We start from the raw sequence: 24,701 nt of genomic DNA, 5'->3' as shown, positions 1-24,701 counted from the left end.
GGCGACCACCGCGGTCACACCGGCATCGATCATCGCCTGAACGGCGTCATCCAGCGCGGTCGAAGCCCCACCACCTAGCGACATGTTGGCAACCGCGGGCAACTCGGCATTGGCGGTCACCCAATCCACCCCGGCGATGATCGTCGAGGTCGATGTCGTGCTGCCGCAGCCGAAGACGCGCACCGCATGCACGGTCGCGGACTTGGCGATGCCGTACTCGGTCCCCGTGGCGGTTCCCGCGACATGCGTGCCGTGACCGTTGCAGTCTTCGACGTTCGACGGATCCGGCGCGGGACAGAACAGTCCCAGCAACGAACACAGCAACCCGCCTCCATTCGACGCGAAGTTGGCACCGGGGCCGATGCGGCCCGCGAAATCGACGTGACTGGTATTCAGACCGGTATCGATGATGTAGACATGCGTGTCGACGCCCGCACCCGCCGGGTAATCGTAGTTGCCGTCCAGACCGGTGAGCTGATCAACGCGGTCGATCCCGTAGGACGGCACGTTGAACTGGGTGGCGTTGAGCACCATCAGCGTGTCCTGCTCGACCAGCCTGACCAGCGGGCTGCGCTGGAGCGCGCGCGCCGCCACTGCCGGCAGCTTGACCGCGAATCCATCGAGCGCGGCATCGTAGACGTGCAGGATCTCGCCACCGCCAACACTGGCAACCAGGCCCCGGGCCAGATCGCGCACCGGACCCTGCGCCTCCGCCGCATTCAGTACAACGATGTACTGGTCGCGGATCGGCTCGAATGCCGTGGCGGCAGGCGCAACGGCGGCGGGCAACGCCGCCAGAAGAACCCAGCGAAAGAGCTTTCTCATAACAACCTCCAGAAAATGGGGAACCGCCATACGCGGTGACCCGAAGGTTGAACGAGGCGTCAAGCCGCTGCTGAGAGCAACCGACCGAGTTACCTGTCAGATATTTCCTACAGGTGGAAAAGTCCGATTCAGCCGCCGAGAGGCTCGTTCGCCACCGCCGCCGTGATCAGCATCTGCACTTCTGCCCAGCGTGCAAGACTGACGGAGGGTGCGGGGCGTTCGGCCTGAGCCGTCGCGGTGGCCGGCAGCAGGCTGGCCAGATGCAGCAATTGGGGGTGTGGTCGGGGCATGCGGTCCATGTGGCGACTCCGGGAAGCGAGGGTTCAGAGTCCTTATCGACCGCTGTGGCGATGGCTTTAGGGAAACACCGATCTATTCGCGCCGCCAAGTTGCTGCCTTAAAACCGGCTCCGTCTTGGTGGTGCGAATAGACCAGTGTTTCCCTAGCACGCAATGTCGCCGCGGCCCCGTCCGGTTCAAGCCAGTCTGGTTTGCGCCGATAACCGGGCGAACACCCAGCCCGGACATCCGATGCTCAACGATTCATTGCAGGTGACCACCGGTGACGCGCTGCAACTGCAGTTCATCGCCGACCACGAACCGGCGCGGCCGCGCCTGACCGTATCGGTGATCGGTCAGATCACCGGGCGCAGTCTGCTCGTAAGCCATCCGAGCATCGGCGGGCGCCTGGTGCTGGTGCGCGACGGCGAACCCGTCGCCTGCCGCATGTTCAGCGAAGGCCGGATGCTGGGCTTCAAGACCACCGTCCGCAAGGTGGTGACGCACCCCGACGCCTATCTGCATCTGGACTACCCGCGGGAGCTGGAACAACGCGTGCTGCGGCGGGCACCACGCGTCGCGGTGGACCTCGCCGCACGCGTCCGGCGGACCGACACGGCGCGCAGCCACGTTGCCCATGTCGAGGACATCAGCCTGCGTGGCTGCCGTCTGACCGCCCTGCGCACCGATCTTGAAATCGACGCCTGCGTCGAACTCACCGCCGACGTGATCATCGGGGAGACCACGCATACCCTGTGCCTGCCGGGCGTGGTTCGCAATACGCTGGATGGCGGCCGTGAGGCCAGCGTTGCGGAGACACAGACCTTCGGCGTCGAATTCGTGCGGATGGCGCCGTCGGAGCAACTGCTGGTCCGGGCGTATCTCTACGACCGACTGCACGGCGATGCCGATCAACCGGCCGCGACTGCCCCGCGGCCGGTTGCGATCGAGAATCCGGTCAGAACGCGTATCCCAATGTCAGCATGAGCGAATCACGGTCGCGGAGCTGATTGTCCTCGCCCCCGCCCGTGTACCACGTGTACCGCATCTCACCGGTGTACTTGTTCAGGTACTCGAAACGCATGCCCGTGAACAGGCGCTTGGAGCCTTCGACGAACAGGCCACCGGGGCCGGGCGAGTAACCCTGGACGTCGTGGAACACGCCGAACAGTGGTGACAGGTTGGCACCCAGGAACGCGTTGTTGTAGTTGAACAGGCTGACCAGTCGATAGCCCCAGGAGAACTCGGAGGCGAACCCGTTGCGCTGCTGCGTCGGGTTCTGACGGCGGGCATCGGGGACACCGCCCGAGCCGGTCCCGTCGGCGCCGGCCGAGTAGTGCGTATCCGTGCCCGCGCCGTTGAACTGGATCTCGCTCTCGTCGGGCATACCCACGACATGGACCGCGCCGAACTCGAAGATGCCGCGAATCTGATCGGCGCCGAACCAGTTCGAGCCACCAAAGGTGACGGTACCGCCAAGGTTGAGCTGGCCCACCTTGAGCCGCTCGTAGCCACGGATGTACTCACCGGGCTCAATGGACTCGTTGCCGCGGTAGCGGGTTTCCACATAGTCGGGAACCGCGTTGCGGGCGCCGGGCACGGTAGCCAGACCCAGCAGGCCCACATCCTCTGCCGGAAATGCCGGCTGCAGATGCGCGTACACCAGATCGACCTGATGCACCTGCACCGGCAAGTTCTCACGGAACGCGTACTCGCCCTGCAACGCGACATCCCCGATCAGCGTGTTGAAGCTGAAGCCCCAGAGCTTGATGTCTTCCGGGTACTCGAAGAACAGCGAGCCGGTATCCACCGGCAGCGCATTGCCCGGAAACGCGAAATTGCCGCTCAGGGCTCCGAGCACGGTCTCGATCAGCGCGCCCGGGTCGCCGTCCAGCAGTCCCAGGCAGGCCAACTGGTCCGGACCGAGTTCGCCAAGTCCCGGTAGGGGCAGACCGGGCAAGGCGACATCGTCCGCCTGACGACAGGATGACGCCTCGGTGGCGTAGAAGCTCGCGATGGGGAATCGGCTGTGATAGTTCGCGTGGTAGAGCGCCAGTTCCGTGCCGGCGCCCAGCCAGTCGGCGAAGTAGCGCAGCGCGATGCCGTACTGCCCATCATCCGACGCCCGCCGGTCCTCGACGCGCAGCGTGGTGCGGCTGCTGTCGGACAGCAGCCCCGTGAGTCCCGCCGGCGTGGAGATCTGTTCCGGATCCTCCGGCGCCTTGCCCAACGACAGCATCGCGTAGTCACCACCGCCGGCGATGTCACTGGTGCTGAAGAACGAGCCAACCGGATCGGCAACCACCGCCTGCCAGTCCAGGTGATAGTTCAGTTCCATCGACAGGTTGTCGGTGAGGTTCGTGGACGCGACGACCAGGCTGATCGGGTCGAAGATTTCCGCCGTATCCGAGCCGGGCATGTTGCGACGCGCCAGATTGGGCGGACTGATGTGGTTCAGGCTGTTCGGCACCAGAAAGGTGCTCTCGCCCCAGTTCAACACCTGCCGACCAACCCGCAGGGTGATCTCACGGTAGTCGAAACCTGGGATCGGGATATAGGCGGTGATGTAGGCGTCCAGCAGTTCCAGGTTGGTCCCGATGTCATCCTCGGCCTGGGAGCTGCGGGCGGTGTGCTTGGGCTGGAACCCTTCGAAGTCCCCGGACGCGGCGCCATCCTCGAAGTTGTGCGGATGGTATTCGTCAAAACCCGTGTTGACGGGATCATAGAAGGCATTGGTTCGAACAAAGCCGAACAGCCAGTCCGTCAAGGTGACGTTGAACTCGCTGCGCAACCGGATCGGTGCCGCGGTCAGATCGTATTTGTCGTAGTTCAGGTTGCCGTCATCGCCGTTCACCGAATAGAAGCCGGGTGCGTCGACAAACCGCTGGTTGGGAGCGGGATCGCCACTGGAGGACACGCAGTCATCTTCCTCGCATATTCCCTGTTGCCCAGGGATATTGGTCTTGCCGATGATGCTGTTGTCCCGATCCTGCATGCGCATGTTGGCGCCGATCGAGAACTGATGGGTGGCATTGCCTTCGATTCCGAACAGCTCGAAATCCTGTGCCTCGGCACTCATCGCGACCATCGCCAGCGTCAGTCCCCCGGCAATGTGTACACCCGCCTTCCTTGTCATGTTGCTTATGCTCCTCCTGAACCCCAGTTGCACCCGACATTGCGCTCGGGCCGATGACCGATCATCGGATTGAGTTCAAATTGAACTGAATATTTGATGTGATCAGCCGCGCCAAAGAGTAAGCGACATTGCCGGGAACTGCGACTCGTGGGACGATAAGCACACGAGATGATCCATCTGACCGGCGCGCCCGCTCAGACAGCGACCATCAGTGGGGAATAACAACAAGAGATCAGGAGCCATGGGGAATACCTTGGATAATCCTTTGGACCGGTTTGTGGAACAGTTCGGCATTGCCGCGAAGCAGGATGGACTGCCTCGCATCGCCGGACGATTGATGGGATGGTTTGTGGTGCATGGTGGCCCCGCATCACTGTCCGAGCTCGCCGACACCCTGAATGTCAGTCGCGCCAGCATCAGCACGAACGCCCGTCTGCTCGAACAGCTCGGTGTACTCGAACGGGTCGCGGTGCCTGGCGAACGCCAGGACTTCTACCGCTTCGCGGAAAATCCGTATGCGCGATTGCTGGAAAGCCATGTCGAGCGCCTGCAGACACGGCTGGATCACCTGACGCAGCTGATGCCGCATGTCGAGGAAGCAGGGCCCGGTGCAGCGTCCCGGGTCAGGGCGATGCGCGAGTTCTACGATCAGGCGATCCTGTCCAACGAAGCGCTGATGACCCAGTTCGAGGACTCGGCGCCAACGGTGATGCGGGCGGCCAACGAGGACTGATCGACCCCGAACCGGCCCTCACACCGGGCCGCGTTCACCAGATCAGATCGTCCGGCACCTTGTAGTCGGCATACGGATCGTCCGGATCCGGCTCGTCACTCTCGGGTTCGGCCCGCCAGACCCATTCGGGCACCTTCTCCGCGATGCGATCGCCGATCGGATGCGGCACCACATGGTGCACACCCGCCCGGCTGACGATGGACAGGCGCCCCGCCGCGAGATCCCCGCGCTGCTCGGCCGTCACCTGCAGCGAGTGAATCCGGCCATCCAGCATGAAATTGTAGGTCTCGCCGTCGTCCGGGCGCTGGAGACCGTGGCGCTCGACCAGCTGGCGCACGGTATTGTCCATGTCCAGCAACTGCTCGCGCCGCTTGCGCTTGGCCTCGATCTCGCGATCCTGTTGCGCCTTCTTGCGGGCCGCGGCCTGCGCCGCCTGCTCGGCCTCCGTCAGAGTCTTCTGCGCGCGCGCCTTCTTGCTCTGCTTGTGGCCTGACTTCTTGCCTGGCTTCTTGGTGGCACGGCGCGCCTGCTCGGGCGTGGCAAGACCGGCCTTCAGCAGCTGGTCGCGAAGCGAATCGCTCATGGGATGAGGTCTGGGAAATCCGATGCGGGCTGCGAAGTGTACTGATCGCGTACCCGCCTGCTCAATCACCGGCCCGGACTGACCCGGGCCCACACCTCAGCGCGACCCGCCCTGGCGCGCCCGCAGACGACCCAGCACCCCCGCCAGCGCGAGCACCAGAGCGGAGCCGAGCGCAAGCGCTCCGCCACTGCCGGTCGGTGGGCGCGATGGACCCGGAGCATCCGGCAGGTCGAGCGCGATCGTCTCCGGCATCGGCGCGGCCGGGTCGTCGCGCGCGCCGACGACGGCGGCCGGCAACAGCGCGGGACGCAGATGCGGGTTGCCCAGCGGCGTCGTGAGCTGCGCCACCAGTTCCGCGGTATCGCTCATCTCGCGCTGGGGCGATACCCAGTTTTCCAGCACGGCTTCGGTCTGACGCAGATGCACCATGGTGTGACCGAACTGGGAGCGCCAGTTGAAGTAGATCAGATTGAGGTTCGCGACCTTCGCCGCAGTCTCGATCGCGGTCGCGGCGACCAGGCCAATCGGTCGATAAACCGAGTCGTAGGTCTGCGCATCATCAAACGGAGCCGAGTCTCGTCCCCCATTGGCGGCCCAGTACAGTTCGTCGGCCACCACGTCCTGCGCACCCGGCCGCCCCATGGAGGTGCCGACCATCTCCACACCCACCGGCTGCAGCGGACTGAGACCGGTAAGCGGCACATAGTTCGGCGCCTGCGGATCCTCGGTCAGATCACTGCCGAACCAGCCATGCGAATCCCCGGACAGCACGATGTTGTCCAGAATTTCGTTATCCCGCAGCCAGCGGTAAAGCGTTCGGCGGTTGTCCGGATAACCGCCCCAGCCGCTGGTATAGAGCTCGGGACCACGGGGATCGAAACCGAACGCGTCCTGGAAAGCCTCGGCGTACTGGTCGTAAAGGGGGGTGTTGATCGTCCCGACCTGGGACATGTTGATCTGATTGACGATGATGTTGTGCCGCGCGCCCCGCGCCTTCGCGGCGAGCAGGGTCTCCTGCAACCACTGCCATTGCCGATCGCCGAGAATCTGCATCTCGGTGGCTTCGGAATCGCGGTGTCGCCGGATATCGATCAACACGATTTCCGCGACGTCCCCGTAATTCAGCGAGCGGTAACTGTAGAACGCATCATCACCGCGTGGCACCGGCACGTTGGTGTTCGGACCCGGCGACTCGGGAAACCGGCCGGAGCCGTCGGGAATGGGCGATCGCAGTGGGCACCACTCGTGGTAGACCTCCCCCGCCTGGGCGCGGGAGATCAGCACGGTGTCGCCATCGCTCGCGTCATCGTAGTCGTGCTGATCCGCCATGATCGCGAACGGCGCACCCAGATGTGCCGCGATCAGGTTCGAGTCCTGGTAGTACAGCGCGTAGCGACGCCGACACTCGCCGACCGAGCGCCAGGCCCGATTGTCGATGTCGTCGTACGGCCGCAACTGCGGGTTGCCGTCCTTGTCCGGGTACTGCCGGCTGGACATGTGGTTGCCGGACACCTCGTAGACATGATCACCGGCATGGGTGATGAGATCGATGTCGCCCCGCTCGCCCATCCGGGCGTAGCCGTTGAAGACGTCCTGCCACCAGGACGTGCAGGCGACATGACCGATGGTCAGCTCGGCCACCCCCTGCCCCGCGGTCGGCGCCGTGCGTGTGCGGCCGATCGGCGAGCGGAACCCCAGCGCCGTGAACGCGTACCAGTAGGTGGTTGCCGGCTGCAGCCCGTCCGCGTCGATCTTGACGGTGAAGTCCCGCGATGCATCGGTGCTGACCATGCCGCCGTTGACCACCTGCGTCAGCTCCGGATCGGTCGCGATCACCCAGGCGACATCCACGGATTCGATGCCTTGCGGGTCGGGCACCTCGTTCACGTCCCAACCCCGGATATCCGGAATGGTGATGCGGGTCCAGAGGATCACCCGGTCGGCCAGGGGATCACCGGAGGCGACGGCGTGCCCGAACGGGATCAGATCAGCGCGGGCGGGATAGTGCCACTCGCCGCCGGGCAGCGCGCGCGAGAACGCCGGCATCCGCTGCGCCCGCCCCGGAACCGCAAATGCCGCACCACCGACCGCGGCGGACGATACCGCGACGGTGCGAAGAAACTCGCGTCGATTCAGAGGAGGCGCCATTCGATCGGATCCCGAGACCAGCCAAGCCGCTCAGCATCGCACATCGACATGTCAGTGGCGTGTCCACGTCAGGACATCGACCGGACGCCGGCGCGACGGCGATTGGTCGCGCCGGAGGACGGGTCAGAGCGTCTTGAGGTACTCGATGATCGCGCGCCGCTCCTGATCGGTCAGCACGTCGGTGAACGTGTGCCCGCCGTTGCCATTGCCGAGAATCCGGGTGTCGTAGACCAGCCGCTTGTCGATCGCACCGGGCGTGGGGTCCGGGATGTTCAGAATCCCGGCCCAGCTGATCGTGCTGTTCAGCAGGTTCTGCAACAGCTGGGGCATGGACGGCCCCTCACCACCGGTCGGGCTGCAATTCGCCAGCGCCGAGCCCGGGATATCGGTACAACCCAGCACGCTGTGCTGCCAGCCAACCGCGTCGAAATCGTAGGCACGCTCCATGGACTGGTCAAAGCCGACGATATCGCCGTCCTGACGCAGACGACGCTGCCAGATGGCGGGCCGCTGCGGGGAGTTCAGCACCTGTTCCAGCGTTGGCACCGAACCGTTGTGCAGATACGGCGCCGTGGCCCACACGCCATACAGCGGCGGCGCCTGATAACCGATCACGCCTTTCTCCCAACCACAAACGCCGGCTGGGCGCCCCACGAGCAGGTCGTCGGCCGTTTCGGTCAGCGGGTTCTTGTCCTCCGGAGCCACATAGCCTGGCACACCCTCGGGATAACCCCAGAACGTCGTATCCCAGCCCTCGCGCAGGCTTGGCGTGAGCATGTCGGAACGCGCCGCATCGGTGCCGATCACGTCCAGCGGCGAGATATGCGCGGCGATGCCCTCCCAGGCCGGCGTCTCGAGAAAGTCCGGATCGTTCACATAGCGCGGGGAATAGGCGCCGTGGCAGGAGGCGCAGGAGCCGTTGCCACCCAGCGGTTCGGGCGCATCGACATTGCCATCCTCGGCCCACAGGTCCTTGGCATGGAACAGCACGGCGCCCTGCTCGGCCAGCTCGGTGTCGATCGCGCCCGGCCATGGCGGCGAGGTGCGCGACAGGAAGAACGCTTCCAGATCCTGGTCCCATTCCTCGATCCGGGTGCGGTAGGGGATGCCGTCAAGACTGAACAGCTCGGCGAATTCCCCCGGCCCCGCCGCCATGATGATGCGCGTGGAATCGTTGGAAACGCCGGCATCGAAGAACTTGCGTGGCCGCACGCCCATGTTCCACCACGGCGGCGTGTCCTGCGTGTGCGCCAGCGGATGCGAGGTATCCGCCACGCCCTGCCCCCCGAACGGCGTCACGAACTTCAACGGGTTGGGGTTCAGGCCCAGGCTGTCGAGATCCAGGACGGTGTTCAGGAACTCGAAGGCGCCGACGGCGTTGTTCTGCCCTCGCTGCTTGATGCCGATGTTGAACAGCGTGTTCACATCCAGCGGCGGCAACACGTCGGCGATGTACTCCGCCTGCGCCCAGGGCATGCCGTCTCGACCGATCATGATCGGATCGTAGTTGTTGTTGCCCAGACCCAGGCTAGCCAGACCCAGCCCCGCGTCATCAGACCCCGGATCGGACAGTTCGCCGCCATGACACAGGAAGCACGCAGCCGTCCCGATCTCGCCGGTCCAGTTGCCGTCGTCATCCTTGAGCTGTCGCAAACCCAGCGGCAACTGCCCTGAGCCGCCGTTCGTGGCGTTCGGGTCCTCTCCGGGCAGTGGATAGGGTTGTCGAACGGCGCCGGGTTCATGCCGTACCGCAGCGAATAGAGCTCGTCGAAATTCTCCGGCCGCTCGTCCAGACCCCAGGTTCGCCAGCTGTCGTTGAACTCCACGGCGGACATCGCCGGCATCGGCAGCACTTCGGTCAGAAAGTGGAAGCCGCGGTCACGTCGCGCCCGGTATTCACCGCAGGTGGTCGGCGCCTGCTCGGATGCAGGCGCATTGACGTGGCAGTCCTCCCACAGGGCGTTGAAGAACACGGCACGGCCGGCATTGGCGCCATCGAGAATCTGCGAGCGGGGGTCTGTCGGCAGCGCGGCACCGTCAGGCTGATCGGCGCAGAAGCTTTCCCAGACATGGGCCGCGCGCTTGCTGCCCAGCAGCGGCAGTTCCTCGAAAGGCGCCTCATCGTCGTCGGAGATGCAGTCCGTTCCCTGCTCGAAGCATTCCAGCAGAATCTTCACCGCCGCATAGGCCGCACCGCCCTGGGGCCAGGGTTTGCCCCCACTGTGCGGCTCGTCCGGGTCCGACGGCTCGAGCAGCAGCAGGCTGCTCTCCACGCCCTCGCCCAGTGCCTCCCAGGCGTCATGAAAACGGTCCCGATCGCCGGCACCATTTGCCGCCAGCAGAAAACGGCGGCCCTCGTCGGTATCCGCGACGCCGCCAGGAATGTGGCAGGTTCGGCAGAAATCGAGGCGGGGCTGCACCTTGTTCAGGAAGTGGTCACCGCCGGCCGGCGTGTCACCGGCCACGGAATCGTCATCGGTTCCACCCGAGTAGTCGCCGGCGCACCCGGCCACGATCAGCAGCGCCAGACACACCGCACCCGTCCGCCACGCAAAGCGTTCAAGACTCGCCGTCATGTTGTCTCCTCCTGGCGGCTTCATGTTGTTGTCTTGCCGCCTGATGTCGCCACTTTCCCTGGCAACTCGCTGGATACTACGGTGAACGGGAGTGGTCACGAAATGACCGAATCGGCCAAGCAGTCGATGGAAACGGCCAGTTCATCGATTTCCGGTAGGCTGGGAAGTCATCACACCAAAGGCCGAATCGAGACCAGCCAAAACCGAGTGCGTCAGCCTGAATGAGTGAATCCCTGACCAACAGCATCGAGATCGCCTGCCCGCCGCAAACGCTTTACGACTACGTCACCCAGCCATGGCGCTGGCACGAGTGGCATCCGAGCTCCAAATCCGCGAAAGCAGACAGTGATGTACTGCAAGCTGGCGACGGCTTCGACGAAGTTGTCGAACTGGAGCCGTTTTCACCGCTGCCGATCCGGCTCAAGCGCGCCACGCGCTACAAGGTGCTCGAAGCAGTGCCGCCCAGCCGCTGGGTCGTGAAAGGCGAGATGAAGGACGGCTGGCTGCAAATCGAATACGACTTCGAGCCAACCACCCATGGCGTCCGGTTCACCCGCACGCTGAGTTATGACGCCGGTGGTCTGAGCTGGCTCTTGATGGGTTTTCTCAAGCCGCGGATGCGGACGCTGTCCGTTGTCGCGTTGAACAACCTCAGGACCCGGCTCGAATCCGCCTGATCAGGTCAGCGTCAGTCCGGCGATTCGTGCCTCGTGGGCCAGCAGCCACTGCTTGCGCTCCAGCCCGCCGCCGTACCCGGTCAGGCTGCCGTTCGCACCGATCACGCGATGGCACGGCACGATGATGGAAATCGGATTTCGGCCGTTCGCCATGCCGACGGCGCGCGAGGCCGTCGGCGCGCCGATCCGGCTGGCGAGTTCGCCATAGGATTCGGTGTGCCCGAACGCGATGTCGCACAGCGCCGCCCAGACGGTTTGCTGAAAGGCCGTCCCCTCGCCCGCCAACGGCAGGTCAAAGTCGGTGCGCTCACCGGCGAAGTACTCGTCGAGTTGGCGCCGGGTGTCGGCGAGCACGGCGTCCTCGGACCAGTCCGCATCGGCGGGAATCGCCGGGCAGCTTGGCGTGTCCATGTAGAGGCCGCACAACGCGGCGCCGTCGCTGACCAGCAGCAACGGCCCGATCGGGCTGTCCATGCGCGTGTGATGTCGGGTCATTGTTGCGTCCTCCTCAATCCGATAACGCCAGCGACTGCCAAAGATGCATCGCCGCATAGCTGCGCCACGGCCGCCAGGCCTCCGCGCGGGTCAACAGTTCGGCTGGCCTGTCGCAGCCGGCCGCGCGCAGCAGCCCCAGGTCACTCTCGGGCAGCGCATCCGGCTGCCCGAGCGCGCGCATGGTCAGGTATTGCACCGTCCATGGGCCGATGCCGGGCAACGCCAGCAGCGCCTGCTGGGTCGGCTCGACATCCGCGCTGGGCGTCAGCACGAGGTTCCCGTCGGCAACCTCTCGGGCAAGCGCCTGGATCGTCCGGGCGCGTCGCTGCGTCAGTCCCTGATCGATGATCTGCTGCAGGCCGGCATCGGCCAGGATCTCAGCGGTCGGCGCCGCACGATTCAATTCAGGCCAGGGCGTTACGACCGGCCGGCCGAACGTGGTCGCGAAGCGGCCGAACACCGTCGTCGCGGCCTTGACCGAAATCTGCTGGCCGAGGATCGCCCGCAGCGCGACCTCGAAGCCATCCAGCGCACCGGGAATGCGCAATCCCGGCGCGCGGCGGACGAAACCCGCCATTAGCGGATCGCCGCCCAGATGCTCGTCGATGACCTCTGGGCTGGCGTTCAGATCAAACAGATGGCGTACGCCGGCAAGCAGATGCCGCAGCACCGGAACCAGAGTGTCGGAGACGGTCAGCCGGAGCTGATCCCGTCCTGGCTCGGGCGCGGCCTGCAGCCAGCCGGTGATGTCGCCAACCTGCACGGTCCGGCGGTAAACGCCACCGTCCACGCGCTCCACCGCTGTCGCACCGCGACTGGCGAGAAACCCGGCCAGGCCGTCCCAGTGCAGCTGCGGCCGATAGCCGAGCTTGAGCACGATGCGCCCATCCTCCGCCGGCTGCGCGCCACGCCGCATGGCGGTCGGGTTCATGCCGTAGCGCAGCTGAAACAGGTGGTTGAACCGCCGCACGCTGGAAAATCCTGCCGCGAACGCGACCTCGGACATGGGCAGGCGCGTATCCGCGATGAGCTGCTTCGCGAGCAGCAGGCGTCGGGTCTGCGCGAGCTGCACCGGAGAGACGCCGTAGGCCTGTTCCACGACACGCCGCAACTGGCGGGCGCCAAGTCCGAGTTCCGCGGCGAGCGTTTCCAGACTGCCGTCGGTCAGCGCGCCGGCGTCGATCCGCGTGAACGCTCGCGCGGCGGTGCGCGACACCGCGTCAATCCTCGACGTACCGGGCGCCAGTTCCGGGCGGCACCGCAGGCAGGGCCGGTACCCGGCGGCCTCGGCGGACGCGGCATTCGCGTAGAACGTGCAACGGTCCCGGCGCGGCAGACGCACGGTGCAAACAGGCCGGCAGAAGATCCCCGTGCTCGACACGCCGACGAAGAACACGCCGTCGAATCGCGTGTCGCGCGACTGCATCGCGGCGTAGCAGATGTCCGGCTCCAGATTCATGGGCGCAGTCTAGTCCTGCCCGTGAACAAACACTCGCCGTTTTCGGACATGACACCCGCCCGCCAGGCACGCGGCAGATTGGACGGTGATTTGCGTGTCACGCACTCTGTACGCGAATCGCATCGGGGCGCCCGTGACAGACCAGACGCCAGCATCAGCCGCCTTCCGCTATTACGACTACTGCCTCGTCGGCATGGTCGCGGTGCTGTTGTGTTCGAACCTGATCGGTCCGGCGAAGGTCTGCGCGGTGACGCTGCCGGTCGTCGGTCTCGTCAGCTTCGGCGCCGGCAACCTGTTCTTTCCGATCAGCTACATCTTCGGCGACATCCTGACCGAGGTATACGGCTACGCCCGGGCACGGCGCGCGATCTGGGCCGGTTTCGTCGCGATGATCTTCGCCAGCGCCATGGCCTGGGTCGTGCTGAACATTCCGGCCGCGGACACGCCCTACAACCGTGAACTGCAACCGGCGCTGGATATCGTGTTCGGCTCCACCGGTCGAATCGTCGCCGCCAGCATCCTCGCGTACTGGGTCGGAGACTTCGTGAACTCCTACGTACTCGCGCGGATGAAGGTGTGGACCCAGGGCCGCTGGCTCTGGACCCGCACCATCGGCTCGACGATCTTCGGTCAGGGCGTGGACTCGCTGCTCTTCTACCCCCTGGCGTTCTACGGCATCTGGGAGACCGACACGCTGTTCGTGGTGATGCTGTTCAACTTCGTGTTCAAGGTCTGCGTGGAGATCGTGCTGACGCCGGCGACCTACGCCGCGGTCGGCTGGCTGAAGCAAACCGAACAGATCGACACCTACGACACCCACACGCATTTCACGCCGTTCTCGCTGGAAGACGAGGGCGAGCGGCGTCACCTCACGGATTGAGGCCGCTGGACCCGGTGCGCCGCGCCAGCGTAGATTGACCGGAGGATGGCCCAAGTCGCCATTCCGGCCCGAGGAGACACGGAGGATCGATGACGATCCCGGCATCCCGCAACGCGGCGGCGACACGGCCCGCCACAATCCCGGTCGAACCGATCACGCGCAGCATCATCAGCGTGCAGCTGCTGGTTCGACTCGGCCGAGACCATGGTCTCGACATCGCCACCTGCCTGCATGACACGGCACTGACACCGGAGACGCTGGACGACTCGCAGGCTGAGATCCGTCCCGAGGACGAGTTGCAGGTCATCCACAACCTTGTCGCGGCCCTGCCCTCGGTGCCCGCGCTGGGACTGGAGGCCGGCAGCCGGTATCACCTGGGCATCTACGGCGTGTGGGGTTTCGCGCTGGCAACCTGCCCGACTCCGCGCGCCCTTGCCGACATCGCGTTGCGCTACCTCGATCTGAGTTTCGCGTTCGTGCGTTTCTCGCTGGAACTGCACGGTGGTATCGGCGTGCTGTTGATGGACGATTCGCGTGTGCCGGCACCGGTGCGCACCTTTGTTCGCGAACGGGATTTCGTCGCGATGAACAATGCGCTGACCGAGGTCATGCCGGGCGTCCGGCCGTTCCGGCGTGTCGATTTCGCGGCACCCGAACCCGCCTACTCCAATGCGTTCGAGCCGATCTGTGGCATCACGCCACACTTCGATCAGCCCACTCATCGCATCGAGTTCCAGCCCGGGTTTCTCGACACCCGGCTGCCGCGCGGCGACGCGCTGATCGCGCGCGCCTGCGAGGATCACTGCCGACGACTGCTGGACCGCAAGCGAACCCGGCAAGGCCTGTCGGTCCAGGTCCGAGATCGCCTGCTGCGAGCACCCCACCGGATGCCGGACTGCGTGACCGTGGCCGCGGAACTGAACCTCTCGCCGCGTTCACTGCGCCGCCACCTGCGAGAAGAAGGCACGTCGTTCCGCACGCTCGCCGACGAAGTCCGGCGCGCGCTGGCGGAGGAGCTGCTGGCAAAGGCGAACCTCAAGCTCGCGGAGGTCGCCAGCCGGCTCGGCTACGCCGACGCGGCCAGCTTCGTCCACGCCTTCAAGCGCTGGACCGGGCAATCACCCAGTGCGTTTCGCCGCGATTTCTGGCGATAAAGCGACCCGGCTGCTACTGCGCGGTGAACCCGCCGTCGACGACGAGTTCGATCCCGGTGCTCCAGCGCGACTGGTCCGAGGCCAGGTAGAGCACGGCGTTCGCCACGTCCGACTGCCGCCCGAACTCGCCCAGCGGATGCGCGTCGATGAACGTCGCCTCGCTGGTGGCCCGGTCCGGCATGATGCCCAGTTCGACGAAGTGATCGAGAAACGCGTTGCCCATGTCGTTGTCGACGACACCCGGATGCACCGAATTCACGCGGATGCCGGTCTTCAGCTTGCCGCATTCCACGGCCACCGCCTTGGTCATCGTCCGCACCGCGCCCTTGGACGCGCAGTAGGCGGACAGCGCCGGCACGCCGATCAGCCCGGCGATGGACGAGATGTTGACGATGGAGCCACCCCGCCCGGCCGGCGCCATCTTGGCGATCGCGTGCTTCATGCCCAGAAACACGCCGGTCACGTTCACGTCCATCACCCGCCGGAACTCGTCCACCGTGAAATCGGTGACCAGCTTCATGTGTTCGATCCCGGCATTGTTCACGACGATGTCGAGCCCGCCGAGTTCATCGAAACAGGCCGCCACCGCCTGCTCCCACTGCGCCTCTGACACGACGTCGTGCACGCGAAACCGGGCGCCGGCGATCCCGGCCGCGGCCGCCCGGCCCTCGGTTTCGAGAATGTCGGTCATCATCACCTTGGCGCCGGCAGCCGCCAGCGTCTGGCTGATCACCAGTCCGAGACCCTTCGCCGCCCCGGAAACCAGGGCCACCTTTCCGTTCAGGTCCACCACGTTCTTGTTCGTCATCTCCACCGCCCTCAAACCTGCCAGGACGGACACCATGACGAACGCGGGCGGCCATCAGGCCACCCGCAAGTGTGGAATCGGAGGTTGCGCAGCGGTGGCAGGCCACCGCGACCGGATCAGGCGGCGGCCGCCTCGGGCTGCGTCGCGCCTGCATCCGCACGCTCGAAGCGCAGCACGCCGTCCTCGATCGGCTCTTTCAGCAGCATGTCGCAGTCGCGCTCGTAGTTGTGCAGCACCCGCCACGGCAGCTTCGTGCCCTGACGCGGAAGACCCGACGCACCCCTGCGGACATATCCCGAGGCCAGTTCGTCCATGATCGACTCGCCGGGCACGCGAACGCCCTCGTCGTCATGCGGTACCACGACGTCATAGTGGTTGCTGTCCATGTGACGCAGCAGACGGCAGAGATATTCGGCGGCCAGATCGGCCTTCAGCGTCCAGGGCGCGTTGATGTAGCCAAAGATGTAGCCGAAGTTCGGCACGTCCTCGACCAGCACGCCCTTGTAGGTCATCCGGTCGCTGGTCGGCTGGGATTCGCCATCGAGCTGCATCTGCATGCCGCCGAGCATCTGCAACTCCAGACCGGTGGCCGAGATGATGATGTCGGCTTCCAGTTCCCGGCCGGACTTCAGGCGGATGCCGCTTTCGGTGAAGGTGTCGATGTGGTCGGTGACGATCGACGCCTCGCCCTTGCGGATGGCGGCGAACAAATCGCCGTCCGGCACGGCGCAAAGCCGTTCGTCCCAGGGGTTGTAGCTGGGTTCGAAGTGCGACATGTCGCCGTTCTTGCCGAGTTGGCGTTTCACCCCGGACAGCAGCATCCGGCGCGTCGCCTTGGGCCAGCGCTTGGCGGCCTTGTAGATCATGCGCTGGAGCACGATGTTCCGCTTGCGGGCCATGCCGTAGACCATCGACGACGGCAGCACCCTGGACAGGGTTTCCGACAGTTTGTCGAAGCCGGGCACGCTGAAGATGTAGCTGGGTGAACGCTGGAGCATGGTCACATGCGCCGCCTTGCCCGCCATCGCCGGCACCAGCGTCACCGAGGTCGCGCCGCTGCCGATGATGACCACGCGCTTGCCGCTGTAGTCCAGGTCTTCCGGCCAGTGCTGCGGGTGAATCAGCTCACCCTTGAAGTCATCGGCGCCCGGGAAGACCGGCATGTGGCCATGGTCGTAGTTGTAGTAGCCGGTGCAGGGAATCAGGAAGCGGGACTCGAACTGCTGCGCCTCGCCGGTCTCCTCGTTCACCGCCGTGACGATCCAGCGCCGACGCGCGGTATCCCAGTTCGCGACGTTAGTCTTCAGGCCGAAATGGATGTGCTCGTCGACACCGTATTCCTTCGCGGTCTCGCCGATGTACTGGCGGATCGACGGGCCATCGGCCAGCACCTTCAGCGCATGCCAGGGCCGGAACTTGTAGCCGAAGCTGAACATGTCCGAGTCCGAACGAATGCCCGGATAGCGGAACAGGTCCCAGGTGCCGCCCAGGCGCTGGCGTCGTTCGATGATCGCCAGGCTGAGATTCGGGCAGTCCTTGGCCAGGTGACAGGCCATGCCGATGCCGGACAGGCCGGCGCCGATGACGAGGACGTCAACAGTCGTTGTGTTCATGATGTGGTTCGCCTCCATCCAAGCGATTTGACGCGGCGGGCCACCTGCCGGTGACGGGCGACCGCATGATTGACTATGCCAGAATTTCCCGAAACGTTACATCGTTCGATGTCATATTCAATTGACCGTCGAATGCGCGATCAGCGGCGGCGGGGTCACTGGCCTTCGAAAATCGCATTGCGGACCTGCCACAGCTCGGGGAACAGGAAGTCCTCCATACCGTCGATCGCGGTTTGCTGCAGATAACGCAGCCCGGCCGAGCCGCCGGTTCCGGTGGAGCGGCCAATCACCCGAGCCACCGTGGTCAGATGGCGGAAGCGCCAGCGCCGGAACGCGTCCTCCAGATCGATCAGCCGTTCACCGAGCTGGAACAGCGACATCTGCGCGCCCTGATCGTCGTAGATCCGCTTCCAGGTCGCGAACACCGCAGGATCATGCGCCAGACCCTCGCTGTAGTCGGCGCCGCGCTCCGGCCGCGGAGCGATACCCGCATCCGGAAAGCGCCGCGACAGCAGGTGCACGGCGGCGTCGTAAATGCTCGGCTCGGCGCAGCGTCGGATCAGCGCCTCCTGCACCGCCGGGTCGCGATGCATGGCGATCACATCCACCTGCCGGACCTCCTCGCCGGTGTCGAAACTGCGTATGCGCCGCTTCTCGCCCAGCAGGAACTCGATCTCCCGGTTCTGCACGGACTGGAAGCCCGACGCGCCGTCGCGACCGACGCTTTCCCGGAACACCTGAAACTCGGTGGGCGACAGCGTGGACAGCACATCCCAGGTCCGGATTTGCACAAGCTGGATCTGGTGCACGCGCGAGAGGATCTTGTACGCCCGCAATTCGTCGTCCGCGTACAGCGCGCGGCGGGCGCCCTCCAGCTCGTGGATCATCAGCTTGAACCACAGCTCCTTGGCCTGATGAATCGTCAGGAACAGCAGTTCGCTGTCGGCTTCGGTGGCGCAGTCCTGCGCGGACAGCAACTTGTCCAGGTGCAGGTAGCTGCTGTAGGTGTTCTGGGTCATCGGGGCGTCGTCCTCGCTCGCTTCCGCCTGTTATGTGATCAGTCGAACGTCTCACCAAGATAGACGATGCCGTCCTCGACGTAGACGAACACCGGCGTGAGCCGGTCGCCGCGACATGGCCCGGCCACGCACCGACCGCCATCCACCTCGAACATCGCGCCGTGCAGCGAGCACTGGATGTAGCGTCCGTCCGGTGTCAGGAACCGCCCCGGCTGCCAGTCCATCGGCGAATCGGTGTGGGGACAGCTGTTCAGATAGCCGTGAACCTGACCGTCGAGGTGCACGAGACACAGCGAGTAGCCGTAGGGATGCTCGGGCAGGTCGAGCCGCGCGCTGCCCGGATCACCCAGCTCGGCCAGTCGACACAGGCGGCGCATCGTCAGAGCTTGAGCTGGCTGGCGGCCGCGGCGTCGGCCAGATGTTCGCGCAGCCGGCGGGCAATCCACAGCAGCAGCAGCAGTGCCGGCAGCACCATCAGCGACGTCAGCAGGAAGAACAGTGCCCAGTTGCCGCCCATCCAGTCCACCACCGCCCCGCTGGGCGAGGCCAGCAACGTGCGCCCCAGATTGCCCAGCGACGCCATCAGCGCGTACTGCGTCGCGGAGAAGGCGTGACTGGTCAGAAACGAGATGAACGCGACGAAGGCCACGGTGGAATACGCGCCGGTGAAGTTGTCCAGCATCACCGCGACGGCGAACAGCCAGGACTCCGGCCCGACCAGCGCGATCAGCGAGAACAGCAGATTGGTCGCGCCCATCGCCAGCCCGCCGATGATCAGCCCGCGGATGATGCCGAAGCGGGCGTTGAACACGCTGGCCACCACGGCGAACACGATGGTCACGACCCAGCCAAACAGCTTGGAGAACGTGCCGATCTGCGTGTCGGAATAGCCCACCTGCTTGTAGAACACGATGGACATGCGACCGAGGAAGGCCTCGCCCAGCTTGAACAGGATGATGAACGCGAGAATCGCCAGGCCCAGCTTGATCCCGTTGCGGACGAAGTATTCGCGAAACGGCGGCCAGTAGGTCTGCCAGAGCCACAGCAGCGGCTGGCGCACGGCCCGCTCGTTCGGCAGCGCGTGACTCGGCGGCTCCGGCGCGCGCAACGTGACCAGCAGCAGCGGCAGCCACACCAGCGCGAGCAGGCCGTAGATGTGACTCCAGCTCCAGTCGGTCTCGCCCGAGACCAGAAACGCCAGCGCGCCGGTCAGGCTGTAGCCGGTCCACCACCCAGCCGTGGCCGCGGCGGCGCCGTGCGAAATCGCGCCCTGCTCGTGACGTGGAATCACGTCGATGCGGTAGGCGTCGATCGCCACATCCATGGTCGCCCCGGCCGTGGCGATACCCAGCGCGACCAGGCTGGTCCAGAACAGCCCCTGCGACGGATCGACCTGCGTCATCCCCAGCGTCATCACCAGCAGCACAAGCTGCATCGCGGCGATCCAGCCGCGGCGGCGACCCAGGCGCCCGAGTCCGGGCAGCCGCAAACCGTCCAGCAGCGGCGCCCACAGGAAATTCATCGCGTAGACGCCACCCACGATGCCGAAGACGCCGATCGCGGTCCGCGTCAGTCCGGCCTCGACCAGCCAGGCGCTCATCGCCGAACCGAACAGCACCCAGGGCATGCCGCTGGCGATCCCCAGCAAAAACACCGTCTCGACCCGCGGATCCCGGAACGCGCGCAGCGACTCGCGCAGGCTCTCGGGCTGGCGGGTGGTCTCGCTCACGCGGGAATCTTCGTCGCGTAGTCGATGGTCAGCGGCGCGTGATCGGAAAATCGCTCGTCCTTGTAGACGGCCGTGGATTCGATCGCGTCCTTCAGGCTCGGCGTGACCATCTGGTAGTCAATGCGCCAGCCGACGTTCTTCGCCCAGGCCTGGCCGCGGTTCGACCACCAGGTGTACTGATCCGGCTCCTGGTTCACGACGCGGAAGGCGTCGATCCAGCCGACCTCGTCGAACAGCGTGTCCAGCCACGCCCGTTCCTCGGGCAGGAAGCCGGAGTTCTTCTGATTCGACTTCCAGTTCTTCAGGTCGATGTTCTTGTGCGCGATGTTCCAGTCACCGCACAGCACGTAGTCGCGGCCGTCGGCGATCATCTCGCGCAGACGCGGCATGTACAGATCCAGGAAGCGCCACTTGGATTCCTGCCGGTGGTCGCCCGACGAGCCGCTGGGCAGATAAAGCGACACCACCGACAGATTGCCGAACCGGGCCTCGATCGCCCGCCCCTCGGCATCGAACTCCTCGAAGCCGAACCCCCAGTGCACGGAATCCGGCTCGTGCGGCGTGTAAAGCGCCACGCCGCTGTAGCCGGGCTTGTTCGCATCGCAGTAGTAGGCATGCCAGCCGTCCGGGAAGAACGTCTCGTCAAGCTGGTTGATCTTGGCCTTGGTCTCCTGAATGCAGACGACATCGGCGTTCTGCTTCGGAAGCCAGTCGAAGAATCCCTTGCGGGCCGCGGCGCGGATGCCGTTGGCGTTGAGCGAGATGATGCGCATGTTGTCCGTGCGTTGTGATGACGGTGAGGCTGCCGCCCCGGCCCGCCGGGCACTGGGACCGGAAGCAGGCGACGCGGCGCAGTCGGGGCCGGTATCATAGAAGCTCCGTCCCGCCCCGGCCACGAGACGCGCATGACGCCCGCTGCAAAGACGCTGATCCACACGGCCCTCGACCGCGGTGCGCTGAAGCTTGGCAGCTTCACGCTCAAGTCCGGTCGGCCAAGCCCCTATTTCTTCAACTTCGGCGCACTGGACAACGGCGAAGCGCTGCTGCAGGCCGCCGAGGCCTACGCCGACCTGCTGATGGACGCCGAGTTCGACGTGCTGTTCGGCCCGGCCTACAAGGGCATTCCGCTGGCGGCGGCCATCGCCGTCGTCATGGCCCGGCGCGGACGCTCCGTGGCCTACGCCTACAACCGCAAGGAAGCGAAGGATCACGGCGAGGGCGGCAATCTGGTCGGCGCACCGGTCACGGGCCGGGTCGCACTGGTCGACGACGTGGTCACCGCGGGCACGGCAATCCGGCAGGCGATCGGTCTGGTCCGCGAAGCCGGTGGCACACCGGTGCTGGCCGTCGTCGCGCTGGATCGGCAGGAAGCCGGCCCGGATGGCCGTTCGCCGCTGGCCAGCCTGGCCGACCACGAACAGATCGAAGTGCGCTCGCTGTTCACCGCCGCCGACGTGGCGGAAACCATCGACGCGACTCAACCCGATGCCGCGGCCGCCATCCGACGCCACCTGGGCGAATATGGCGCCGGTGTCGCCCGTGCCAGCTGACCGGAAAGCGACGCCGATGCATCAGATTTCCGACGCCGACCGGGCATTCCGCGCGGCCTTCGAATCGGGCGAGTGGCCCACGGACGCCTTCGACCATGGCGCGCATGTGCGATTGGCCTATGTCTATCTCTGCGAGCTGCCGGCCGATGCGGCCTGCGATGCGATCACGACGGCCATCCGGCACTACCTGGCTCATCATGGCCTGCCGGCGGACAAGTTCCACGTCACGCTGACCCGCGCGTGGACTCTCGCGGTGAAGCATTTCATGGAGCAGTCGCCGGCCAGCCGCTCAGCGGACGCGTTCCTCGCCGCGCATCCGCGCTTGCGCGACAGTCGCATCATGCTGACCCACTATTCGGAGTCGCGGTTGTTCTCGGCGGCGGCGCGCACGGCGTTCGTACCGCCGGACATCGAGCCGATCCCCTGCTACGCCTGACTGACGACAGCGACACGCCACCGGAGACTGGCATGACACGACTGATCACCTTGCTGTTGCTGATGGCCTTCGCCAGCGCCGGTTTCGCGCAGCAGAAACTCTATCGCTGGGTCGACGAGAATGGTCAGGTCCACTACGGCGACCGCATTCCGCCGCAATACGCCAAGACCGAGCGCGAAGAGATCAACGAGCGCGGCGTCGTCGTGAACGTGAAAGCACGCGAGAAAACCGCCGAGGAAGTGGCCGCCGAGCAGGCCGCCGCCGAGGCCGCGGAGCTGGAGGTTCAGCGCGCCGAGGAACAGGCCCGCTACGACCGCTACCTGCTGTCGTCCTACAACAGCGTGGCCGACCTGATGGCGGTGCGCGATGACCGCCTCAACCTGCTCGACTCAAGACTGGAGTTGGCGCGCAAGAACGTCACTGACACCGAAAAGACATTGACCACACTGATCGAGCGCCGCAAGAAACTCGAGGAAGGCGATCGAGCTGTTCCGGCCAAGCTCGAACAGCAGATCACCGAGTTCGAATCCAGCCTGGTCAACGGCCTGCGCAGCGTCAGCGGCCTGGAAGAGGAACAGGTCGCCACGCGTCGCAAGTTCACCGACGACATCGAGCGCTACCTCGAATTGCGCAACCAGAGCGTGGCAACCACGCCGTAAACGGTTCAAACTGCCGACTGCCCGTTCGCTCGTCGCTCGGGCCGCCATTCGACTGCAGGACAACCGCGTTGCGTTATTCACGTATTGTCGGCACGGGCAGCTATCTGCCCGAGCGGATCGTCACCAATACCGAACTCGAATCCCGCATCGACACCAACGATGCCTGGATCGTCTCCCGCACAGGCATCGAGGCGCGCCACGTTGCCGCGGAGCAGGAATCCACCAGCGATCTCGCCCAGCGTGCGGCCGAGCGCGCCATGGAGGCCGCTGGCGTGACCACCGACGACATCGACCTGATCATCGTCGCCACCACCACGTCGGACATGGTGTTCCCGTCCACCGCCTGCATCCTGCAGGCCAAGCTGGGCATCAAGCAGGGCGCCGCATTCGACGTGCAGGCCGTCTGCACCGGCTTCATCTACGCGCTCGCCACCGCCGACAAGATGGTCGCCAGCGGCATGCACAAATGCGCCCTGGTGGTCGGCGCCGAAGTCTTCTCGCGCCTGCTGGACTGGAACGACCGACGCACCTGCGTGCTGTTCGGCGACGGCGCCGGCGCGGTTGTCATCAAGCAGAGCGACGAGCCCGGCATCTACTCCAGCCACCTGCATGCCGACGGCAACTACGCGCATATCCTGCGTGTGACCGGCGGCATCGCCGAAGGCAAGGTTCGCGGCAACCCCTACCTGGAAATGGACGGCCAGGCCGTGTTCAAGCTCGCCGTCCGCGTGCTTGGCGAATGCGCGCAGGAAGCGCTGGCCCACAACGGCATGAGCTCCGACCAGCTGGACTGGCTGATTCCGCACCAGGCCAACATGCGGATCATCAAGGCCACGGCCGACCGGCTGAAGCTGCCGATGGAGCAGGTCGTCACCACCGTCGCCCGCCACGGCAACACCTCCGCCGCCTCCGTCCCGCTCGCGCTGGACGCCGCCGTGCGCGACGGCCGCGTACAACCCGGCCAGAATGTCATGCTGCAAGGCGTGGGCGGGGGCATGACCTGGGGCTCGATTCTGCTGCGCTGGTAGGCGCGCATCGGCGCTAGTCCGGCCGCAATTCCTCGTCGCGGAGCTGCCGGTACTCGTCATACGACATCTCGGCCTGCGCCTCGCAGGACACCCGCTGGCTTTCGTCCAGCTTGTCGCAATCCTCCGCCCGCCAGGATTCCGAACTGTCGTAGATCGAACGGTACGTGCAGGCGCTCAAAGCCAGAGCGACCGCCAGTCCGGCTGTCATCCATCTTTGCATCACAAACCTCTTCCTAGCGGATCATCCGATCAAAGCATTGCAGTTCGGCAATGCACGAACCAACACGAACCCGTGCCCATGGACACGACATCCATCTGAAACCCATGCGTGCGGACACGCGTCCTGACTGTAACGACCTCCGAGGTCGTTGCTCCCTCCCCCGCCGGCTGTTTCACTCACTGATACAGTCGTCCGCAAGAACAGTCCCATGCCCTCACGTCTGGAAGCCTGCTTCATCGCAAATGCCACGGTGCTGTGCACGCATCAGATTGATGCCGCGTACTGGCATGAGTGGGAGCTGTTCCTGTTACCGGGAGGCAACCAGCTCAATCTGCTGCTGAACCTCCCGATCGTGGCATCGGTGTTTTTCGCCTTCGGCCTGGTCGCCAGCCGATCTCGGCATGCCAGCAAGGCTCACATTTATCTGGCTGCGTTGGGGTTCCTCACGGTGGTGCTGCACACGATGTTCTTCGTCATGGGACACACGCAGTTCCTGCAAACAGTATCGCTGGCCTTGCTGGCGGCGACCGGCCTGCTGTCCACGCTGCAGCTCGTGTTTGTGCATGCCGAGCGATGATCCAGCTTCCGCAACGGAGAATGCCATGACATCAATGACCGGGCGCTGCGGCTGCGGCGCCGTTCGTTTCGAAGTGACCCAGGAGCCGATGCTTCGGGTGCTCTGCCATTGCACCATC

At 65.3% G+C, this 24,701-nt stretch carries 25 protein-coding genes and 1 pseudogene; 10 read left to right on the top strand and 16 right to left on the bottom strand.

The annotated features are described in order from the left end of the window. Both ABNS06_RS15560 and ABNS06_RS15555 read right to left on the bottom strand, forming a co-directional pair. Nucleotides 1-825 (bottom strand): S8 family serine peptidase (locus tag ABNS06_RS15560; protein WP_348675513.1); only part of this gene is annotated, 825 nt, incomplete at its 3' end. A gap of 128 nt (nucleotides 826-953) precedes the next feature. Further along, nucleotides 954-1,115, bottom strand: coding sequence for a hypothetical protein (locus ABNS06_RS15555; RefSeq protein WP_348675512.1), 162 nt, complete (start codon nucleotides 1,113-1,115; stop codon nucleotides 954-956). A 240-nt stretch (nucleotides 1,116-1,355) separates the two neighbouring features. On the opposite strand from ABNS06_RS15555, the gene ABNS06_RS15550 reads away from it, so the two are divergent. Further along, entirely contained in the window at nucleotides 1,356-2,090 is a 735-nt protein-coding gene (locus ABNS06_RS15550) for a flagellar brake protein (protein WP_348675511.1), read from the top strand. Here ABNS06_RS15550 and ABNS06_RS15545 read toward each other — a convergent pair. Further along, nucleotides 2,062-4,239 (bottom strand): DUF1302 family protein, encoded by a 2,178-nt coding sequence (locus ABNS06_RS15545; RefSeq protein WP_348675510.1) that lies wholly within the window; start codon nucleotides 4,237-4,239, stop codon nucleotides 2,062-2,064. The two genes, ABNS06_RS15550 and ABNS06_RS15545, sit on opposite strands and share 29 nt — an antisense overlap. A 241-nt stretch (nucleotides 4,240-4,480) precedes the next feature. Here ABNS06_RS15545 and ABNS06_RS15540 point away from each other — a divergent pair, with 241 nt between their 5' ends. Then, complete coding sequence (locus tag ABNS06_RS15540; RefSeq protein ID WP_348675509.1) at nucleotides 4,481-4,972, top strand: MarR family transcriptional regulator; 492 nt, start codon at nucleotides 4,481-4,483, stop codon at nucleotides 4,970-4,972. A gap of 34 nt (nucleotides 4,973-5,006) precedes the next feature. On the opposite strand, the gene ABNS06_RS15535 is transcribed toward ABNS06_RS15540, so the two are convergent. From ABNS06_RS15535 to ABNS06_RS15525, 3 genes are all read right to left on the bottom strand, one after another. Beyond that, nucleotides 5,007-5,555, bottom strand: a complete 549-nt coding sequence (locus ABNS06_RS15535; RefSeq protein ID WP_348675508.1) for a DUF2058 family protein — start codon at nucleotides 5,553-5,555, stop codon at nucleotides 5,007-5,009. A gap of 96 nt (nucleotides 5,556-5,651) precedes the next feature. Continuing rightward, entirely contained in the window at nucleotides 5,652-7,703 is a 2,052-nt protein-coding gene (locus ABNS06_RS15530; RefSeq protein ID WP_348675507.1) for an alkaline phosphatase D family protein, read from the bottom strand. A 123-nt stretch (nucleotides 7,704-7,826) separates the two neighbouring features. Continuing rightward, complete coding sequence (locus tag ABNS06_RS15525) at nucleotides 7,827-9,356, bottom strand: hypothetical protein (protein ID WP_348675506.1); 1,530 nt, start codon at nucleotides 9,354-9,356, stop codon at nucleotides 7,827-7,829. A gap of 1,144 nt (nucleotides 9,357-10,500) precedes the next feature. On the opposite strand from ABNS06_RS15525, the gene ABNS06_RS15520 reads away from it, so the two are divergent. Beyond that, a complete protein-coding gene (locus tag ABNS06_RS15520) occupies nucleotides 10,501-10,956 on the top strand; it encodes an SRPBCC family protein (RefSeq protein WP_348675505.1) in 456 nt (151 codons plus the stop codon). Here ABNS06_RS15520 and ABNS06_RS15515 read toward each other — a convergent pair whose 3' ends face one another. Together ABNS06_RS15515 and ABNS06_RS15510 are read right to left on the bottom strand one after the other, a co-directional pair. Continuing rightward, on the bottom strand, nucleotides 10,957-11,451 hold the full coding sequence (locus ABNS06_RS15515; protein ID WP_348675504.1) for a methylated-DNA--[protein]-cysteine S-methyltransferase: 495 nt from the start codon (nucleotides 11,449-11,451) through the stop codon (nucleotides 10,957-10,959). Between the two features lie 13 nt (nucleotides 11,452-11,464). Beyond that, the gene (locus ABNS06_RS15510) at nucleotides 11,465-12,910 is read right to left on the bottom strand and encodes an AlkA N-terminal domain-containing protein (RefSeq protein ID WP_348675503.1); all 1,446 of its coding nucleotides are present in this window, start codon (nucleotides 12,908-12,910) and stop codon (nucleotides 11,465-11,467) included. Nucleotides 12,911-13,004: 94 nt separating this feature from the next. Here ABNS06_RS15510 and ABNS06_RS15505 point away from each other — a divergent pair, with 94 nt between their 5' ends. Continuing rightward, entirely contained in the window at nucleotides 13,005-13,790 is a 786-nt protein-coding gene (locus tag ABNS06_RS15505; RefSeq protein ID WP_348675502.1) for a queuosine precursor transporter, read from the top strand. Nucleotides 13,791-13,879: 89 nt separating this feature from the next. After that, entirely contained in the window at nucleotides 13,880-14,944 is a 1,065-nt protein-coding gene (locus ABNS06_RS15500) for an AraC family transcriptional regulator (protein ID WP_348675501.1), read from the top strand. A gap of 13 nt (nucleotides 14,945-14,957) precedes the next feature. On the opposite strand, the gene ABNS06_RS15495 is transcribed toward ABNS06_RS15500, so the two are convergent. The 7 genes and pseudogenes from ABNS06_RS15495 to ABNS06_RS15465 form a co-directional block, all read right to left on the bottom strand. After that, nucleotides 14,958-15,752, bottom strand: coding sequence for a glucose 1-dehydrogenase (locus tag ABNS06_RS15495; RefSeq protein ID WP_348675500.1), 795 nt, complete (start codon nucleotides 15,750-15,752; stop codon nucleotides 14,958-14,960). A 116-nt stretch (nucleotides 15,753-15,868) separates the two neighbouring features. Next, nucleotides 15,869-17,383, bottom strand: coding sequence for an NAD(P)/FAD-dependent oxidoreductase (locus tag ABNS06_RS15490; protein WP_348675499.1), 1,515 nt, complete (start codon nucleotides 17,381-17,383; stop codon nucleotides 15,869-15,871). Between the two features lie 137 nt (nucleotides 17,384-17,520). Continuing rightward, nucleotides 17,521-17,958 carry a tryptophan 2,3-dioxygenase family protein gene (locus ABNS06_RS15485; RefSeq protein WP_348675514.1) on the bottom strand — a complete coding sequence of 146 codons (438 nt, stop codon included), beginning with the start codon at nucleotides 17,956-17,958 and terminating at the stop codon, nucleotides 17,521-17,523. Between the two features lie 57 nt (nucleotides 17,959-18,015). Next, a pseudogene (locus ABNS06_RS15480) lies at nucleotides 18,016-18,396 on the bottom strand (tryptophan 2,3-dioxygenase family protein); the annotation flags it as partial. A 26-nt stretch (nucleotides 18,397-18,422) separates the two neighbouring features. After that, on the bottom strand, nucleotides 18,423-18,761 hold the full coding sequence (locus ABNS06_RS15475; RefSeq protein WP_348675498.1) for a Rieske 2Fe-2S domain-containing protein: 339 nt from the start codon (nucleotides 18,759-18,761) through the stop codon (nucleotides 18,423-18,425). A 2-nt stretch (nucleotides 18,762-18,763) separates the two neighbouring features. Further along, a complete protein-coding gene (locus ABNS06_RS15470; RefSeq protein WP_348675497.1) occupies nucleotides 18,764-20,113 on the bottom strand; it encodes an MFS transporter in 1,350 nt (449 codons plus the stop codon). Continuing rightward, nucleotides 20,110-20,886, bottom strand: a complete 777-nt coding sequence (locus tag ABNS06_RS15465) for an exodeoxyribonuclease III (RefSeq protein ID WP_348675496.1) — start codon at nucleotides 20,884-20,886, stop codon at nucleotides 20,110-20,112. Before ABNS06_RS15465 ends, ABNS06_RS15470 begins: the two co-directional genes overlap by 4 nt. A gap of 132 nt (nucleotides 20,887-21,018) precedes the next feature. Here ABNS06_RS15465 and pyrE point away from each other — a divergent pair, with 132 nt between their 5' ends. From pyrE to ABNS06_RS15445, 4 genes are all read left to right on the top strand, one after another. Continuing rightward, nucleotides 21,019-21,663 (top strand): orotate phosphoribosyltransferase, encoded by a 645-nt coding sequence (gene pyrE, locus ABNS06_RS15460; protein WP_348675495.1) that lies wholly within the window; start codon nucleotides 21,019-21,021, stop codon nucleotides 21,661-21,663. A 16-nt stretch (nucleotides 21,664-21,679) separates the two neighbouring features. Then, a complete protein-coding gene (locus ABNS06_RS15455) occupies nucleotides 21,680-22,099 on the top strand; it encodes a hypothetical protein (RefSeq protein ID WP_348675494.1) in 420 nt (139 codons plus the stop codon). Nucleotides 22,100-22,131: 32 nt separating this feature from the next. Beyond that, on the top strand, nucleotides 22,132-22,758 hold the full coding sequence (locus ABNS06_RS15450; RefSeq protein WP_348675493.1) for a DUF4124 domain-containing protein: 627 nt from the start codon (nucleotides 22,132-22,134) through the stop codon (nucleotides 22,756-22,758). A gap of 68 nt (nucleotides 22,759-22,826) precedes the next feature. After that, nucleotides 22,827-23,786: a beta-ketoacyl-ACP synthase III gene (locus ABNS06_RS15445; protein WP_348675492.1), complete on the top strand. Its 960-nt coding sequence runs from the start codon at nucleotides 22,827-22,829 to the stop codon at nucleotides 23,784-23,786. Nucleotides 23,787-23,799: 13 nt separating this feature from the next. Here ABNS06_RS15445 and ABNS06_RS15440 read toward each other — a convergent pair whose 3' ends face one another. Next, on the bottom strand, nucleotides 23,800-24,006 hold the full coding sequence (locus tag ABNS06_RS15440) for a hypothetical protein (RefSeq protein ID WP_348675491.1): 207 nt from the start codon (nucleotides 24,004-24,006) through the stop codon (nucleotides 23,800-23,802). Between the two features lie 208 nt (nucleotides 24,007-24,214). On the opposite strand from ABNS06_RS15440, the gene ABNS06_RS15435 reads away from it, so the two are divergent. After that, complete coding sequence (locus ABNS06_RS15435; protein WP_348675490.1) at nucleotides 24,215-24,583, top strand: DUF6713 family protein; 369 nt, start codon at nucleotides 24,215-24,217, stop codon at nucleotides 24,581-24,583. Nucleotides 24,584-24,701: the final 118 nt, after the last annotated feature.

Origin of the sequence: uncultured Abyssibacter sp. (genome assembly GCF_964000955.1) — a bacterium.
Classification (GTDB): Bacteria; Pseudomonadota; Gammaproteobacteria; order Nevskiales; family OUC007; genus Abyssibacter.
This window is presented reverse-complemented; position numbering and strand designations above follow the sequence as displayed.

Excerpts from the sequence above, each read along its gene's own strand:
- ABNS06_RS15475 (WP_348675498.1), bottom strand. The coding sequence starts at position 18,761 with ATGCGCCGCCTGTGTCGACTGGCCGAGCTGGGTGATCCGGGCAGCGCG.
- ABNS06_RS15500 (WP_348675501.1), top strand. The coding sequence starts at position 13,880 with ATGACGATCCCGGCATCCCGCAACGCGGCGGCGACACGGCCCGCCACA.
- ABNS06_RS15495 (WP_348675500.1), bottom strand. The coding sequence starts at position 15,752 with ATGACGAACAAGAACGTGGTGGACCTGAACGGAAAGGTGGCCCTGGTT.
- ABNS06_RS15535 (WP_348675508.1), bottom strand. The coding sequence starts at position 5,555 with ATGAGCGATTCGCTTCGCGACCAGCTGCTGAAGGCCGGTCTTGCCACG.
- ABNS06_RS15510 (WP_348675503.1), bottom strand. The coding sequence starts at position 12,910 with ATGAATCTGGAGCCGGACATCTGCTACGCCGCGATGCAGTCGCGCGAC.
- ABNS06_RS15550 (WP_348675511.1), top strand. The coding sequence starts at position 1,356 with ATGCTCAACGATTCATTGCAGGTGACCACCGGTGACGCGCTGCAACTG.
- ABNS06_RS15490 (WP_348675499.1), bottom strand. The coding sequence starts at position 17,383 with ATGGAGGCGAACCACATCATGAACACAACGACTGTTGACGTCCTCGTC.
- ABNS06_RS15545 (WP_348675510.1), bottom strand. The coding sequence starts at position 4,239 with ATGACAAGGAAGGCGGGTGTACACATTGCCGGGGGACTGACGCTGGCG.
- ABNS06_RS15435 (WP_348675490.1), top strand. The coding sequence starts at position 24,215 with ATGCCCTCACGTCTGGAAGCCTGCTTCATCGCAAATGCCACGGTGCTG.
- pyrE (WP_348675495.1), top strand. The coding sequence starts at position 21,019 with ATGACGCCCGCTGCAAAGACGCTGATCCACACGGCCCTCGACCGCGGT.
- ABNS06_RS15455 (WP_348675494.1), top strand. The coding sequence starts at position 21,680 with ATGCATCAGATTTCCGACGCCGACCGGGCATTCCGCGCGGCCTTCGAA.
- ABNS06_RS15515 (WP_348675504.1), bottom strand. The coding sequence starts at position 11,451 with ATGACCCGACATCACACGCGCATGGACAGCCCGATCGGGCCGTTGCTG.
- ABNS06_RS15530 (WP_348675507.1), bottom strand. The coding sequence starts at position 7,703 with ATGGCGCCTCCTCTGAATCGACGCGAGTTTCTTCGCACCGTCGCGGTA.
- ABNS06_RS15440 (WP_348675491.1), bottom strand. The coding sequence starts at position 24,006 with ATGCAAAGATGGATGACAGCCGGACTGGCGGTCGCTCTGGCTTTGAGC.
- ABNS06_RS15465 (WP_348675496.1), bottom strand. The coding sequence starts at position 20,886 with ATGCGCATCATCTCGCTCAACGCCAACGGCATCCGCGCCGCGGCCCGC.
- ABNS06_RS15450 (WP_348675493.1), top strand. The coding sequence starts at position 22,132 with ATGACACGACTGATCACCTTGCTGTTGCTGATGGCCTTCGCCAGCGCC.
- ABNS06_RS15520 (WP_348675505.1), top strand. The coding sequence starts at position 10,501 with ATGAGTGAATCCCTGACCAACAGCATCGAGATCGCCTGCCCGCCGCAA.
- ABNS06_RS15485 (WP_348675514.1), bottom strand. The coding sequence starts at position 17,958 with ATGCATCGCGACCCGGCGGTGCAGGAGGCGCTGATCCGACGCTGCGCC.
- ABNS06_RS15540 (WP_348675509.1), top strand. The coding sequence starts at position 4,481 with ATGGGGAATACCTTGGATAATCCTTTGGACCGGTTTGTGGAACAGTTC.
- ABNS06_RS15555 (WP_348675512.1), bottom strand. The coding sequence starts at position 1,115 with ATGCCCCGACCACACCCCCAATTGCTGCATCTGGCCAGCCTGCTGCCG.